The sequence below is a fragment of the Azospirillum sp. UENF 312511 genome, assembly GCF_058780635.1.
The window spans coordinates 609,816-624,927 of record NZ_JBSNCG010000002.1; the positions used below are offsets into that span (position 1 = coordinate 609,816).

The 15,112-nt window shown below is 71.5% G+C and carries 11 protein-coding genes; 4 read left to right on the forward strand and 7 right to left on the reverse strand.

The genetic code is table 11. The features are described from left to right. The first annotated feature begins 126 nt into the window (after window positions 1–126). On the forward strand, window positions 127–3,096 hold the full coding sequence (locus ACWPN7_RS11160) for a PAS domain-containing protein (protein WP_459197941.1): 2,970 nt from the start codon (window positions 127–129) through the stop codon (window positions 3,094–3,096). A gap of 67 nt (window positions 3,097–3,163) precedes the next feature. Here the strand turns inward: ACWPN7_RS11160 and ACWPN7_RS11165 are convergent, their stop codons facing one another. Next, window positions 3,164–4,474, reverse strand: coding sequence for a solute carrier family 23 protein (locus tag ACWPN7_RS11165; protein ID WP_114860497.1), 1,311 nt, complete (start codon window positions 4,472–4,474; stop codon window positions 3,164–3,166). A gap of 266 nt (window positions 4,475–4,740) precedes the next feature. On the opposite strand from ACWPN7_RS11165, the gene ACWPN7_RS11170 reads away from it, so the two are divergent. After that, a complete protein-coding gene (locus tag ACWPN7_RS11170) occupies window positions 4,741–5,757 on the forward strand; it encodes a sensor domain-containing diguanylate cyclase (protein ID WP_459197940.1) in 1,017 nt (338 codons plus the stop codon). Window positions 5,758–5,796: 39 nt separating this feature from the next. On the opposite strand, the gene ACWPN7_RS11175 is transcribed toward ACWPN7_RS11170, so the two are convergent. Then, window positions 5,797–6,276: a hypothetical protein gene (locus ACWPN7_RS11175; RefSeq protein ID WP_040138239.1), complete on the reverse strand. Its 480-nt coding sequence runs from the start codon at window positions 6,274–6,276 to the stop codon at window positions 5,797–5,799. Window positions 6,277–6,828: 552 nt separating this feature from the next. Between ACWPN7_RS11175 and ACWPN7_RS11180 the strand changes: the two genes are divergently transcribed. After that, window positions 6,829–7,896 (forward strand): Ldh family oxidoreductase, encoded by a 1,068-nt coding sequence (locus tag ACWPN7_RS11180; protein WP_149651562.1) that lies wholly within the window; start codon window positions 6,829–6,831, stop codon window positions 7,894–7,896. 162 nt (window positions 7,897–8,058) lie between these two features. Further along, a complete protein-coding gene (locus ACWPN7_RS11185) occupies window positions 8,059–9,399 on the forward strand; it encodes an amidase (RefSeq protein WP_459197939.1) in 1,341 nt (446 codons plus the stop codon). A 29-nt stretch (window positions 9,400–9,428) separates the two neighbouring features. Here the strand turns inward: ACWPN7_RS11185 and ACWPN7_RS11190 are convergent, their stop codons facing one another. The 5 genes from ACWPN7_RS11190 to ACWPN7_RS11210 form a co-directional block, all read right to left on the reverse strand. Continuing rightward, the gene (locus ACWPN7_RS11190) at window positions 9,429–11,012 is read right to left on the reverse strand and encodes a gamma-glutamyltransferase family protein (protein ID WP_459197963.1); all 1,584 of its coding nucleotides are present in this window, start codon (window positions 11,010–11,012) and stop codon (window positions 9,429–9,431) included. Window positions 11,013–11,043: 31 nt separating this feature from the next. Next, on the reverse strand, window positions 11,044–11,301 hold the full coding sequence (locus tag ACWPN7_RS11195; RefSeq protein ID WP_014200053.1) for a hypothetical protein: 258 nt from the start codon (window positions 11,299–11,301) through the stop codon (window positions 11,044–11,046). A gap of 136 nt (window positions 11,302–11,437) precedes the next feature. After that, complete coding sequence (locus ACWPN7_RS11200; RefSeq protein WP_051658791.1) at window positions 11,438–12,562, reverse strand: DUF1513 domain-containing protein; 1,125 nt, start codon at window positions 12,560–12,562, stop codon at window positions 11,438–11,440. Between the two features lie 3 nt (window positions 12,563–12,565). Next, entirely contained in the window at window positions 12,566–13,678 is a 1,113-nt protein-coding gene (locus ACWPN7_RS11205) for an imelysin family protein (protein ID WP_247887886.1), read from the reverse strand. Window positions 13,679–13,711: 33 nt separating this feature from the next. Further along, window positions 13,712–14,968, reverse strand: a complete 1,257-nt coding sequence (locus ACWPN7_RS11210; RefSeq protein ID WP_456531358.1) for a di-heme oxidoreductase family protein — start codon at window positions 14,966–14,968, stop codon at window positions 13,712–13,714. Window positions 14,969–15,112: the final 144 nt, after the last annotated feature.

Genomic DNA, 15,112 nt, shown 5'->3' on the forward strand with positions numbered 1-15,112 from the left:
GGCGTTGTGTGTTAAGACACCAGACGCAACCTCGCCTCGGCCCGAAAGCTCGATGAAAGCCACGACCGACGATAGCATCCTTGAAGTTCAAACCCTTATTCCGTGCAAAATCCACGGAGCCGGCGCATGACGGACCTGCCGGTGATTGGCCGCCCGGTGATTGGGGACGACCTGGATTTCCTGTCCGGCGGGGGCGAGATGGGAGAGCGGATGCGCTCCCACGACTGGGCGTCCACGGCGCTCGGGCCGCCGGAGGGCTGGCCGCAGAGCCTGCGCACCATCGTCAGCGTCGTCCTGTCCTCCCGCCAGGCCATGTTCGTGGCCTGGGGGCCGGAGCTGTCCTTCCTCTACAACGACGGCTACGTGCCGATCTTCGGAGCCAAGCATCCGGAGGCGCTCGGCCGTCCCTTCGCCGAGGTGTGGTGGGACATCTGGCCCCAGATCAAGCCGCTGGTCGACCGCACGCTGTCCGGCGAGGCGTCCTGGTACGAGGATCTGCTGATCCCGATGGAGCGCCGGGGCTTCCGCGAGGACGCCTGGTTCACCTTCTCCTACACGCCGGTGCGGGGCGAGGATGGGCGCATCCCCGGCATGTTCTGCGCCGCCATCGAGACGACTTCGCAGGTGCTCGCCGCCCGGCGCACCGACTTCCATCTGAAGCTGGAGGCCCGGCTGCGCCAGCTCTCCAACCCGTTCGCCGTGGCCGCGGCGGCGGAGGAGGCGCTGGGCCGTCACCTGGGGGTCAGCCGCGTCGGTTACGGTGTGGTCGACGAAACCGCCCGCTTCTTCACGACGGAGCGGAACTGGACCGACGGCAGCGTCGACCATCAGGCCGGCACCCATGACCTGCTGAGCTTCGGGCCGGAGCTTCTGGACACGCTGCGCAGCGGCGGAACACTGACCATCCACGACGCCACTGCGGACCCGCGCTTCGCCGCGCCCGACCGGCAGGCCGCCTTCGCTGGGCTGAACATCGCCTCCGCCATAACCACCAGCCTGGTGAAGAATGGGCGGATGGTCGCCGCCCTCTACGTCCATGACCGGAAGCCCCGGCGCTGGCACCCGGACGAGGTCCGTCTGGTGGAGGAGGTGGCGGAGCGCACATGGTCGGCGCTGGAGCGCGCCCAGGCGGAGGAGTCGCTGCACCGCGCCAACGCCCGGCTGGCCGCGGAGGGGGAGCAGATGCGCAACCTCTTCCGGCAGTCGCCCAACTTCATGTGCGTGCTGCGCGGCCCGGACCACGTGTTTGAACTGGCCAACGACTCCTACCGGCAACTGGTCGGCGACCGTCCCCTGATCGGCAAGCCGGTGCACGAGGCGATGCCGGAGGTTGCCGGGCAGGGCTTCTTCGAGCTGCTGGGCCGCGTGTACGACGGCGGGAAGCCCTTCGTCGGGCACGCCCTGCCGGTGCGCGTCGCCCGCCACCCCGGCGCGCCGGTGGAGGAACGCTTCATCACCTTCATCTACCAGCCGATCAAGGACGCCGTCGGGCGGGTGACCGGGATCTTCTGCGAAGGCAGCGACGTCACCGAGGCCAAGCGGGCCGAGGACGCGCTGCGCGTCCTGAACGCAACGCTGGAGCAGCGCGTCGCCGAACGCACCGCCGACCGCGACCGCATGTGGCGCCTGTCCACCGACGTCATGCTGGTCGCGCGCTTCGACGGCACCATCAGCGCCGTCAATCCGGCCTGGACCAGCCTGCTGGGCTGGACGGAAGAAGAGTTGGCGGCACGCAACTTCCTCGACTTCGTGCATCCCGACGATCTGGAGCGCACACGGGCCGAAGCGGCGCGGCTGAGCGCCGGGCACACCACGCCGCGCTTCGAGAACCGCTACCGCCACAAGGACGGGCGTTATCTCTGGCTGTCCTGGGTCGCCGTGCCGGACGACCGCTTCATCCACGCCGTGGGCCGTGACATCACCGCCCAGAAGGAGGCCGACGCCACCCTGCGGCAGACCGAGGAGCAGCTTCGCCAGGCCCAGAAGATGGAGGCGGTCGGCCAGTTGACCGGCGGCGTGGCGCACGACTTCAACAATCTGCTCCAGGCGCTGGAAGGCTGCCTGTCGATGATCGGGCGGCGCACCGGGGAGCCCCAGGTTCATGCCCTGCTCGACGCCGGGCAGCAGGCGGTGGGGCGCGGGGCCAAGCTGGTGCAGCAGCTCATGGCCTTCGCCCGGCGCGACAGCCTGCGCCCGGAATCCATTGGCGTGCGCGACCGGGTGCTCGCCATGTCGGCCCTGCTGGAACGGGCGCTGCGCGCCGACATCGCGCTGGACCTCCGTTTCGGCGACGATCTCTGGCCCGTCGAGGTCGACCCGACCCAGTTCGAGCTGGCGGTCATCAACCTCGCCGTCAACGCGCGCGACGCCATGCCGTCCGGCGGGCAGCTGACGGTGGAGGCGGTCAACAGCGTGTTTGCGCCCGGCGATCCACGGGGGGTGGAGGGCGAATTCCTGCACCTGTCGGTGTCGGACACCGGCTGCGGCATGCCCGCCGCGGTGGCCGCCCGCGCCTTCGAGCCGTTCTTCACGACGAAGGACCTCGGCAAGGGGACGGGGCTGGGGCTGGCCCAGGTCTACGGCCTCGCCCGGCAGGCCGGCGGGACCGCCTGGATCGACAGCGCGCCGGACCACGGCACGACGGTGCATCTGCTGCTCCGCCGCTCCGGCGTGGCTCCGGCGGTGGAGCCCATCCTTCCCACCGCCATCGTGCCGCCGTTGGGTGGCGCGCGGCGTCATGGCCGCGTCCTCGTGGTGGAGGACGATCCCATCGTCGCCATGACCGTCAGCACCGCGCTGGAGGACGCCGGGTTCGCCGTGCTGTCCGCCGCGAACGCCGAGGAGGCGCTGCCCCACCTGGCGGACGACGGGGTCGACGTGCTGCTGAGCGACGTGGTGATGCCCGGCGGGATGAGCGGCATCGACCTGGCCCGCGAAGCCCGCGAGCGGCGACCCAGCCTGCCGGTCATTCTGGCGACCGGCTACAGCGAGGACATCGCCCGCGCCACCGGCATCCCGGTGCTGGCGAAGCCCTACCGGATCGACGAGCTGGTCGGGCGGATCGACGCGATCCTGATGGGCCAAGCAGAGAAGTAAAAAGGTCGGGGAATAAAAAAGCGGAGCCCCCGGGGGACTCCGCCTTGGCCGGCCACGATCCGGTTGCTCAGATGTGGTCGGAGGACAGGATGGCCTCGGCGTCGCCGCCGGTGCCACGGCCCGGCAGGACCGCGTTCAGGACGACGCCCATCAGCGCCGACAGCGCCATCGAGGAGACGACGAAGCCGCCGTCGCCGAACTTCAGCGACGCCCCGCCGATGCCGATCACCAGGATGGTCGAGGAGATCAGCAGGTTGCGCTTGTCGCCCAGATCGACCTTGCCCTCGATCAGCGTGCGGATGCCCGAGGAGGCGATGACGCCGAACAGGGCGATGGACACGCCGCCCATGACCGCCGTGGGAATGCTCGACAGGAAGGCCGACAGCTTGCCCACGAAGCCCAGGATGATGGCGAGCGTCGCCGCGCCGCCGATCACCCACACGCTGAACACGCGGGTCACCGCCAGCACGCCGATGTTCTCGCCGTAGGTCGTCGCCGGGGGACCACCCAGCGCGCCCGCCACCATGGTCGCCACGCCGTCGCCGAACACAGAGCGGTGCAGGCCCGGATCGGCGATGAAGTTGCGGCCGACGACGCGGCTCAGCACGATCTGCCCGCCGATGTGCTCGGCGATGGTGACCAGCGCCACCGGCGCCACCAGCAGGATCATCGCCCAGGCCGAGACGCCCTCCTTCATGCCGGAGAACAGCAGGTGGAAGTCGGGCATCCGCAGGAAGGGTGCCGCGGCGACCGGTCCGAAGTCGACCATGCCGAAGACCACGCCCAGGACGTAGCCGGTCAGGATGCCCAGCAGGATCGGCACCACCGTGAAGAAGCCGCGCAGCACGATGGAGTAGAGGAAGATGCTGCCCAGCGTCGCCAGCGCCAGCAGGAAGTGCGGCAGGCTGTATTCGCCGCCGCCCGCGGTGTTCTGCGCCATGCCCACAGCGACCGAGGCGAGGCCGAGGCCGATCACCACGATCACCGGCCCGACGACGATGGGCGGCAGAATGGCCAGCAGCCAGCGCACGCCGAAGGCGCGGATCAGCAGGGCGACGGCGACATAGACGGCCCCCGCCGCGCAGGCCCCGACCAGCGCGCCGCCGGTCCCGCCGATCTGGGTGGCGGCGACGATCGGGCCGATGAAGGCGAAGGAGGAGCCCAGATAGGCGGGCAGCCGCCACTTGGTGAAGGCCAGATAGATCAGGGTGCCCAGACCGCTGGTGACGAGCGCCACCGATGGGTCGAGACCGGTGAGGATCGGTACCAGCACGTTGGCGCCGAACATGGCGAACAGGTGCTGGAGGCTGAGCAGGAGAAAGGTGGCCGGGGGCGGACGGTCGTGGACGTCCAGCACCCGGTCGCGCGGGGCTGTCATGAACTGCGGTTCCCGTGTCGGTGGTTGCGCGGCAAGGGTTACTCCGCGACGGCCTGCCCGGTCAAACGCCACCATGCGGAATTTTTCGGCACAAGGCGCCCACAGGACCCGGCGGCACCGTCATAGGCGTGAAATCATTCAACCGTTGCCTAAGCGATAGGCCATTCGTTAGTATGACGCTGGATAAAATTCCCGTGAATGGACATGACACTGCGTTCCCGCACGCGATGCGGGTTTGAGCGCTTGCTTTTAGAGTGATTGAACGCATGGCCGACGAACTGTTTGCACAACTTACAGACACCCTTTCGTCGGCGAAGACGGTGGAGGAGCTGACGCGCCCCCTGCTGTCGCTTCTGGAGCTGGTGACGGAGCTGGAGGCCACCTACCTCACCCGGATCGAGCTGGAACACGGCATCCAGCGCATTCTCTTCTCCTGCAACACCAAGACCCTGACCATTCCCGAAGGGCTGGCTGTTCCATGGGAGGGCACGCTGTGCAAGCGGGCGCTCGACGAGGGGAAGCTCTACACCGACGACGTGCCCAGCTGCTGGGGTGACTCCGAGGCGGCGGCGGCGCTGGGCATCCGCACCTATGTCAGCACGCCCGTCCATCTCGACGACGGCAGCCTGTTCGGCACGCTCTGCGCCGCCAGTTCGGAGCAAAAGCCGCTGACGCCCAAGGGGGAGCAGGTGCTGCGCCTGTTCGCCTCGCTGATCGCCCTCCACATCCAGCGCGAACAGCTCCTCTCCCAGTTCCGGGAATTGAACGCGGCCCTGGAGTCCTATTCCTACACCGACGCGCTGACCGGCCTGCCGAACCGGCGCGCCGTCGTCGCCGAACTGCACCGGCTGTTCGCCATGGCCGAACGGGCCGGCCAGAGCGTGCTGATCGGCTTCATCGACCTGGATGGCTTCAAGGCCATCAACGACACCCACGGGCACGAGGCCGGCGACGCGTTCCTGACCGAGGTGGGGCGGCGCATCGGCGCGGGGCTGCGGGCGGGCGACACGCTGGGTCGGCTGGGCGGCGACGAGTTCATCATCGTCGGCATAGGCGCCACGCCCGGCGCCGAGGGGGATGACGCCGCCGACGCGCTGCGCGAGCGGGTGGAGCCGCTGATCCGCGGCGTCTACCGCCTGGGCGGCTGCGCCCTCGACTATCCGGGGGCGAGCGTCGGTGTGGTCAGCGCCGACCCCGGCACCACGACGCCCGACCACGCGCTGCGCGCCGCCGACGCCGCCATGTATGTTCAGAAGAAGATCCGGCGGGCCGCCCGGGCCTGAGGTCCGGGCCAGACACCGCCCGCGACGATTGTCGGCGCCTTACGGGCCGCCGGCCGCGCTCCAGGGATCGGGAGCGGTCACCTCGTAGGGCTGGGCGACGCCGCCCATCGACAGCGCATGGACCGAGTTGTTGGTAAAGCCGCAGGCCTGTTCCGGATTCACGGCTGCGTTGGGACGGACGGCGTAGGGCCGCGGGGCGTCGGGCGACACCGACGTGGCCTTGGTGCGCACGACCAGCCCGTGGCCCGTCGGAACGCTCTGCTCCACCCAGACCCACAGGACATCCGGGTTGTCGCGGAAGCGGGCCAGCAGGGTGGACAGCGCCTCCGTGCAGGCGGCGTGGTCGAGTTGGTGGGCGCCGCGGTCGATGATGGCCGAGGCCGGTCCGGACGACGAGGCGTCCGCGGGGTTCCAGGTGAACGCCATGAGGCCGGACAGCGCGATGCCAGCGATGGAGGTTCCCCAGAGAACTCCGGAATCGAAACCGGAATCACCGTGACGGCTGGAATGATCGCGCATCGTGGTCCCTCTACAAAACACTCAACCGCTGCAACCGGCGTCCGCGTGTTCCCATCTGTTTGACAGGAAGGCAGGCCCGTGACGTTGATCCAGGACAAGCACCTTACGGCCTCGTCCTGCTCGTTGTTTATTGTGCACCGCAACATCGGCCCGTCAACACCCACCGGAAGCATGGCAGGGCTGATTCCATGCGCTTTCACGCCCGCGTGGCGATGACCGCGGCAATTTGCCGCTCCTCCGTGCCGGAGCACCGTGGCGACCGGCGGATGCGCCGTCGGCCGGCAGGCTCCCAGACAACGGGCTTGGCGACGACATGGTTCCCCGCCGCTGCCCGATTTGCCAACAAAGTCAGTTGGTTATATTTACGCACATTCAGGATTACAAACGAAGGAAACCCTTCAATCCCGCGCCCGCGGGGTCGATCGCGGACACGCGGACGCCATTCCCTTTCACCCGTGCTGCCGCCGCGCGCTATGGTGCGCGCGGCGACCAGCGGACCGGCAAGAGTCCGGGGCACCCGCAAGAAGAACATGAGAACCGGAAGGGACGAGCATGAGTGACGAGACCCCCAGCCGCCGCGCCGCCGCGGCCTTCGCCCAGACCGCGGAAACCGGAACGCCGGTCCCCTTCGCCGATCTGGTGGCGCTGCTGGAGCGCATCTTCCTGCGCCACGGCACGTCGGAGCGGGTGGCGGCGATCCTGGCGGAGAACTGCGCGTCCTGCGAGCGCGACGGCTCCACCAGCCACGGCGTGTTCCGCATTCCCGGCTATGTCGGCTCGCTGAAAAGCGGCTGGGTGGACGGACGGGCCGAACCGACGGTGGAGGAGGCCGGTCCCGCCTTCCTGCGCGTCGACGCCGCCAACGGCTTCACCCAGCCCGCCTTCCTGGCCGCCCGCGACCGTTTCCTGGAGATGGTGCGCGACAACGGCGTCGCCGTGATGGCGATCCGCAACTCCCACCATTTCAGCGCCCTGTGGCCGGACGTCGAGCCCTTCGCGCGGGAGGGGCTGGTGGCGCTCTCCTTCGTCAACAGCTTCGCCTGCGTCGTGCCACCGGGCGGCAAGGCCGCGGTCTACGGCACCAACCCGATGGCCTTCGCCACCCCAGTGGCCGGCGGCGACCCGATGGTCTTCGACCAGGCGGCCAGCTCCATGGCCAACGGCGACGTGCGCATCGCGGCGCGCGAGGGGCATGCCATCCCCGCCGGCTCCGGCGTGGACCGCGAGGGCAAGCCGACCACCGATCCCAAGGCCGTTCTCGACGGCGGCGCCCTGCTGCCCTTCGGCGGCCACAAGGGCGGCTCCATCGCCTTCATGATCGAGGTGCTGGCGGCGGCGCTGACCGGCGGCAAATACTCGCGCGAGGTCGACTGGTCGGCCCATCCCGGCGCCGAGACGCCCTGCACCGGCCAGCTTTTCATCGTCATCGACCCGGAGCGCGGCGGGACCGGCGCCTTCGCCGACCGCGTCGCCGGACTGATCGGGAACGTCAAGGAAGCGGGGCAGGACCGCATGCCGGGCGAGCGCCGCTACGCCCGCCGCGCCCGCACCCTGCGCGACGGCATCCCGCTGGCCCCCGCCCGGCTGGCCGAGCTGCGCGCCCTGGCCGGCGACGCCTGATACCGAAGGCGTTTGATGGCCTCCATCAAACGCCTTCGGTTCAAACCCGACAGCACATGGCGCAGCCATGTGCGAAAGGGTCATACGGCCGGCCGATCATGGAACTCTCATGCGCCGGCCGTATGACGCCCCTTCCCTCCTTCAAACCCGGTCGGTTCCCGCATGACGACGCCCACCATCGCCACCCTGTCCCGCCAGCTCGACGACGGCGCCACCACCAGCCGCCAGCTCGTCGATTCCACCCTTGCCGCCATCGCGGCCGGGGGCGAGGAGGCGCGCAAGACCTACACCGCCCTGCACGCCGAGCAAGCCCGCGCGGCGGCGGACGCCCAGGACCTGCTGCGCCGGGCCGGGCAGCACCCCTCCCCGCTGGCCGGCCTGCCGATTTCGGTCAAGGACCTGTTCGACGAGACCGGGCACGTCACGCGGGCCGGGTCGCGGGCGCTGGAGGGCGCCGCCCCGGCCAGCCGCGACGCCGACGCGGTGGCCCGGCTGCGCGCCGCCGGGGCGGTGGTGGTGGGGCGGACCAACATGACGGAGTTCGCCTTCTCCGGCGTCGGCATCAACCCGCATTACGGCACCCCCGGCAATCCCGCCGATCCCGCGCGCATCCCCGGCGGCTCGTCGTCGGGCGCCGGGGTGTCGGTGGCGGCGGGCCATGTCCCGCTGGCGTTGGGCACCGATACCGGCGGCTCGGTCCGCATCCCGGCGGCGCTGTGCGGCATCGTCGGCTTCAAGCCGACTCAACGCCGGGTGTCGCTGCGCGGCGCCCTGCCGCTGTCCTGGTCGCTGGATTCCATCGGGCCGCTCGCCCGCACGGTGGAGTGCTGCGCCATCGCCGACGCCATCCTGGCCGGCGAAACGGAGTGGGTGCCGCCGGCGGTCGGGCTGGCCGGGCTGCGCTTCGCTGTGCCGCAGACGGTGGTCCTCGACGGCATGGAGGACGCGGTGGCCGCCGCCTTCGACGCCGCCTGCCGCCGCCTGTCCGAGGCCGGGGCGCGCATCGTCGAGATTCCCATGGCGGAACTGGCGGAGATCGGCCCGGCCAACGCCAAGGGCGGACTGCCCGCGGCGGAGGCGGCCCACTGGCACCGCGCGTTGCTGGCGGAAAAAGGCGACCTCTACGACCCGCGCGTCCGCGTCCGCATCGAGCGCGGCCAGACCATGAGCGCCGTCGATTACCTCGAGGTGACGCAGCGCCGCGCCGACCTGATCGCCCGCACCGACCGGACCACGGCGGACTACGACGCGCTGCTGATGCCGACCGTGCCACTGCTGGCGCCGCGCATCGACGCCTTCGCCGAGGATGAGGCGTTCACGCGGCTGAACCTGCTGCTGCTGCGCAACTGCGCCCTGTTCAACTTCCTGGACCGCTGCGCCATCAGCCTGCCGATGCAGCGCGCCGGCGAGTTGCCCAGCGGCCTGATGCTGGTGGGTGCGGCCGGGGCCGACCGCCGCCTGCTGTCCATCGCCGCCGCGGTGGAGCCGGTGGTGGGCGCCTGACGGGAGGCGGCGCACCAAGCCCGCCCCCCTCAGAATCCAAGGGCGCAGCCGTCCTTGCGGTGATCCGAGCCGGCGATCAGCAGACCGGCCGCGTGGTCGATCCAGATCGCCTGTCCGCCGCCCATCGGCTCGTCCCGGCGGACCACCCTGTGGCCGCGGTGCGCCAGCTCCGCCGCGGTGTCCTCCGCCACGGTGGGCTCGATCTCCAGAACGCCGTTGAAGGCGAAGCTGCGCGGCTGGTCGATGGCCGCCTGGACGTCCAGCCCGCGGTCGAGCACCGCCGACACGAAGGCGCCGTGCCCGGCCGCTTGGTAATGGCCGCCCATCACCCCGAAGGGGCAGACCGCGCGCCCATCCATGCGGATCAGGCCGGGGATGATGGTGTGAAGCGGGCGGCGCCGCGGCGCCAGGGCGTTGGGGTGCCCCTCGGTCAGGCGGAAGGAGGTGCCGCGGCTGTGCAGGAGGACGCCGGTCGCCGGGTCGAGCTGCACGCTGCCGAAGCTGTGGAAGATCGAGTTGATGAAGGAAATGGCGTTGCCGTCGCGGTCGACCACGCTGAGGCAGACCGTGTCCTTGTGCTCCGCCTCCGTCCACAGCGTGGGGGCCTGGGCGCGGGCCGGGTCGATGCGGCGGCGCAGCGCCGCCGTCGCCTCCGCCGACAGCAGCGCCGCGGCGGCGTCTGGGCCGCCCTCCCCCACCAGGACGTCGCGGTGGTGGTAGGCGAGCTTGGTCGCCTCGGCGTGCAGATGGTGGCGGTCGGCGTCACCGACCGACGGCGACAGGTCGAAGCCGCCCAGCGCGTTCAGGATCATCAATGCGGCGAGGCCCTGGCCGTTGGGCGGGCATTCCAGGATTTCGTAGCCGCGGTAGTCGGTGGCGATGGGCGTCACATACTCCGCCCCGCCCTGCGCCGCCGCGAAGTCGTCCAGCGTGTGCAGGCCGCCGCGGGCGCGCAGGAAGCCGACCAGCGAGTCCGCCGTGGCCCCGCTGTAGAAAGCCGCCGCCCCATGCGCCGCGATGTCCCGCAGCCGTTGGCCGAGCAGCGGCTGGGCGTGGCGTTCCCCGGCGCGCGGGGCGCGGCCGCCGGGCAGGAAGACGGCGCGGCAGCCCTCGTCCGCCGCCAGCAGGGGGACCGCCGCCGCCCAGTCCTGGGCCACCCGCGGGGAGACGCCGTAGCCCTCCTCGGCGTAGCGGATGGCGCGGAGGAAGACCCGGTCGAGCGGCAGCCGCCCGTAGTCGGCGTGCAGCCGCGTCCAGGCGGCGACGGCGCCCGGCACGGTGACCGCGTGGGCGCCGTGGCGCGGGATCTCGCCGGTGACGCCCAGCCCGGCCAGACGCTCGACGCTTGCGGCGGCGGGAGCGCGCCCGCTGCCGTTCAGGGCGACCACCGGCCCGTTCGCCGGGGCGTAGAGGGCGAAGGCATCGCCGCCGATACCGGTCATGTGCGGCTCGACCACGCATTGCACTGCGACGGCGGCGATGGCCGCGTCCACGGCGTTGCCGCCCGCCGCCAGGATGTCCAGGGCCGCCGCGCTGGCCAGCGGGTGCGAGGTGGCCACCGCGGCCTCCGTCGCCACCAGCGCCGACCGTCCGGGCCGGCAGAAGTCACGCATCACGATGGGGCCTCCGGACCGGGGGAGAGGATCAATGGGGGCTGCGGCGCAGGGGGACCACGCGGCGCCCCCGCCCCTCCGGCTCTTCCGCGCCGTGGGCGTGCACCTTCTTGAGTTGGATGACGTAACGTTCGGCGCCGTTGACCATCACGGCAATGACGGTCGGCCCGTTCGCCCAATCGCTGGGCACGAGGTGAAGTTCCTTGATGCGCGCGGTTCCGGCGGTCAGCTCAGCAAGGTCCAGAACCTCATCCCCGGCGCGAAACCCCAGATATTCATCGACGATCATGGCGTCCGGCGGCAGTGTCTTGGCGGCAGTGTTGCCAAGCCTACCAGCACCGCGGGCGGCGGGCCACCGCCCAAGCCGCCGCCCGGCGCTTTTTCATAGAGGGGCTTACGGACGGCGCGTCAGGTGGCGATGCGCGTCATATGGCAAAACGAGTCATATGATTGTCCCAGCGGAAGTCGGCCAGCCGCAGGTTGTCGCCCGGCAGGTCCGGCGCCGCGCCGACCGTCCGGAGGCTGCCCAGCCCGCTGCTTGCCAGGAAACCGTCGCCGTCCGGGGCGATGCCGCAGCCGTCGGGCAGCGCCGCCGACCCCAGCCACGCGCCGGTGGCGTCGTCCCACAGCCCGATGATGCCGCCCTTGGGCGAGCTGGCCGCGACCTTGCCCTTGTCGGCGGCGACGCTGCCGATGTAGCCCTCGAAGCGGGACAGCTCGTCGTCCGGAGTCTCGAACAGGCGCACCGCGCCGCCGCCCGGACGGTGCGTGCCGGTCAGCGGCTGGAGCATGCCGACGGGCCGCTCGTCCTGCGCGCCGAAGGCGATTCCGCCATCGGCCAGGGCGGCGATGTGGCGGATGCCGAGGTTGGCGTGCTCCTCCGGCAAGCGGATCTGATCGAGCAGTTTCCCGCTCGCCACCTCGACGTAGGTGATCGAGGAGTCCATCTCGTCCAGGTTCAGCTTGGCCCGGCCGGTGTCCGGGTGGGTGATGACGCCGCCGTTGCCGACCGCCAGGACCGTGCCGTCCGCGATCATCAGAAGCTCGTGCGGCCCCAGCCCGTGGGTCGGCATCGCGCCGACGCGGCGGTAGCCGTCCATCGCGTCGTAGACGCCGATCGACCCCGTTTCGCGCGGCACGTCGTCCTCCGCCACGTAGAGCAGCCGCCCGTCGGTGGAGAAGGCGCCATGGCCGGTGAAGCGGCGGTCCTCCGGCGCGCGGATCACCGGCCCTGGACGCCCATCAGCCAGAGAGAGCGGCATGAACCAGCGCCCCGGACGGCGGGCGAAGGCGACCGCCTCGGCCCGCGTCGGGTGAACGACGATGCCGTGGGCGCGGCCCGGCGTCGGGGTGGTGAAGCGCACCCCGCCCGCCCCGTCCAGCGCCGCCACGCCATAGTCCGGCGATGCCGCCGCGGTGGCGTAGGCGTTGAGGAACAGCGTGCCCCCCGCGGTCTCCGCCCGCGCCGGCCCCAGGAGGGCGCCGAGCAGACCGCCTCCAAGCAGGCCGCCGCCGATCAGGAACAGGGTGCCCCGGCGGGTCGCGTCCATCGCTCAGTCTCCATCCAGTTCGTTGAAGCCGATGCTGATGTCCAGCAGCGGCGCGACGGTGCCGGTCAGCAGGTTGCGGAGGTCCTTGGCCCGTTGCAGGGTGGCCTCCACGGTCTTGCGCTTGGCCGGATCGGCGACGGCAATGTTGATCGGCGCGGGGATCGCTTCGGCGGCGCGGACCGCGGCGGTGAAGCCCTCCTCCAGCGCGCGGCGGGCCTGGGCCCCGGCGTCGCCGGCGGGCAGCAGCGCGGTCAGGCCCGGTCCGCCGCCCTCGCCCAACAGCAGGGCGCGCAGCGCCTCCAGGTTGATGCGGACGTTGCGCGCCGACTGGCCGCTGCGTAGCGCCTCGGCCACCGCCGGCTTGGCCTCCCCGGCGTTGGGGCCGAGCGGCGCCAGCAGCTTCTGGTCGGCGACCACCTGCAGGGCGGTGAGCGCCCCGGTGAACAGGACGTTGACCGCCGACCCGGCGTCGGGACCGAGCGCCGTCTGCTCCCCGGCGGTCAGCGGTGCTTCCAGCGCCTTCCAGCCGTCGCGGACTTCACGGGTGATGGCGAGGACGTTCTGCGCCACCGCGGCGGCCAGCGCGCCGCGGAAGCGCCCGGCCTCATCCCCCTGGAACGACGCGGCGGTGACGCCCTCGTCGAACAGCAGCCGCTCCAACGCGGTCAGCCCCTGCACCGCGGCGCTCTGGCGGGCCAGCCCGCCCGGCTCCAGCAGCTTGGGGTCGCGGGCCTTCAGCATGGCAAGGATCTGCCGCTGCACCACCCCGGCCCGCTCCGGCCAGAAGGCGATGCGGTCGGCCCGCAGCTCCATCGACAGCGGCCCGGCGCGCAGGTGCTGGACGCCGGCCCAGGCGTCGTAGACGGCGCGGTGGGCGGCGCGGCAGCTCTCCAGCCCGTCCGCGGTCGGCGCCGCGGCGAACTGGGCCAGCCGCTCCGCGTAGATGCCGGTGGCGGAGGCCAGCGCGTCGAAGCGCGGCAGGGCATGGGTTCGGACCAGACCGCCCAGCACGGCGGCGTCTCCCGCCGGCTCCCGCGCCGCCAGGGCGAAGCGGCCCGGCAGGAGGATCGACAGGGCGGCGGCCGACATCAGGCCGATCATGCGGCGGCGTTGCATCTCATCACCTATGCCATTCAAACCGTGTGGACTTTAGAGCCCCAGAACGAAACGCACCAACTTTTCCCGGTCGCCGCGCGGCAGGGCCATGAAGGCGCCGCGCGCCTTGTCCGCCTCGCCGCCGTGCCACAGGATGGCCTCGGTCACGCTGCGCGCCCGCCCGTCGTGGAGCAGGGCCAGCGTGCCGTCAGCGTCGGCCAACCGCTTCATCCCCCACAGCGGCGTCGTGCGCCAGTCGCGGCCCCGCGCCTCGCCCATCGCCACGCCGTCGGCCAGATCCTCGCCCAGGTCGTGGAGAAGCAGGTCGCTGTAGGGGAAGATCGTCCGGCGCGACAGCGCGGGGTGTGCCGCATCCTCCGCCGTGGTGAAGGAGGGGCGGTGGCAGGACGCGCAGCCGGTGGCGGCGAACAGCGCGCTTCCCGCCGTGTCGCGCGGCGCCTCCAGCCCGCCGTCGGGCGGCAGGGTGCGCAGATAGCCGTCGATCAGCCCGATCACCGTGGAGGGGATCTCCAGCCCCTCATACTGCGGGGAGTCGCCGTGCGGGGCGTTCCGGCATTCGGTCTGCGCCGGGGTGCAGTCGCCCCAGGGCTCGGGATAGGCCGGGGTGGACATGCCGATGTCGAGGCTGAAGGCCTCGGAATTCTGGCGGTGCAGCGTCGGGTGGACGGCCTTCCAGCCGAAGCGGCCGAGTTGCCGCGTGCCCTCCGGCGCCACCCAGTTGGGGCGTCCGGCGACACCGTCGCCGTCGCGGTCCTCCGGATCGGCACCGGCCAGGATGTCGGCCTCGGGGATGCGCTCCAGCAGGCCCATGCCGCGCACGGACGGGGCGATGCGGGCGGAGATGGTCGTCGCCTCGGCCAGCGGCCCGTAATTGAGGTCGGTGACGGTCACCACCGGCCGGCGCAGCGTCGCCGTGTCGCCGTCGGGGAAGCGCACCGTCTCCTCGCGGTAGCTCAGGGACGGCTTGCCCTCGATGGCGAAGCCGAGCACCGCGTTGGTCTGGATCTGCCGCCCATAGACGGGGTCGCCGCTGAGCTTCAGCGCGTAACCGACGCCACGGTCGTCGGGCGTATCGGGGTCGGGCGGGCGCCCCTGGCGGGTCGCCGGATGGCAGGCGGCGCAGGAGCGGGCGTCGTAGAGCGGACCCAGCCCATCGTTGGCGTGAGTCACCGTCGGGGCGCTGACCCACATCCGCCGGAACAGCTTCTCGCCGATCCGGGCGTCGAGGTCGCCCGCCACCGCCGGCAGGGCCGGCAGCAGGGCGAGCAGGAAGGCGAAGTGGGCTTTCATCGGTCGGGTGGGCATCGGTCGGGCAGAGTGCCCCATTCCATGAAGACGAAAAGGCCGGGCTGCGGCCCCTCCCCCCGCGCGGGCGGTCGGTGGGGAGCGGACAACGCCGCCCCACGCGGGAAGAAGGGTCGCAACCCGTGGTCC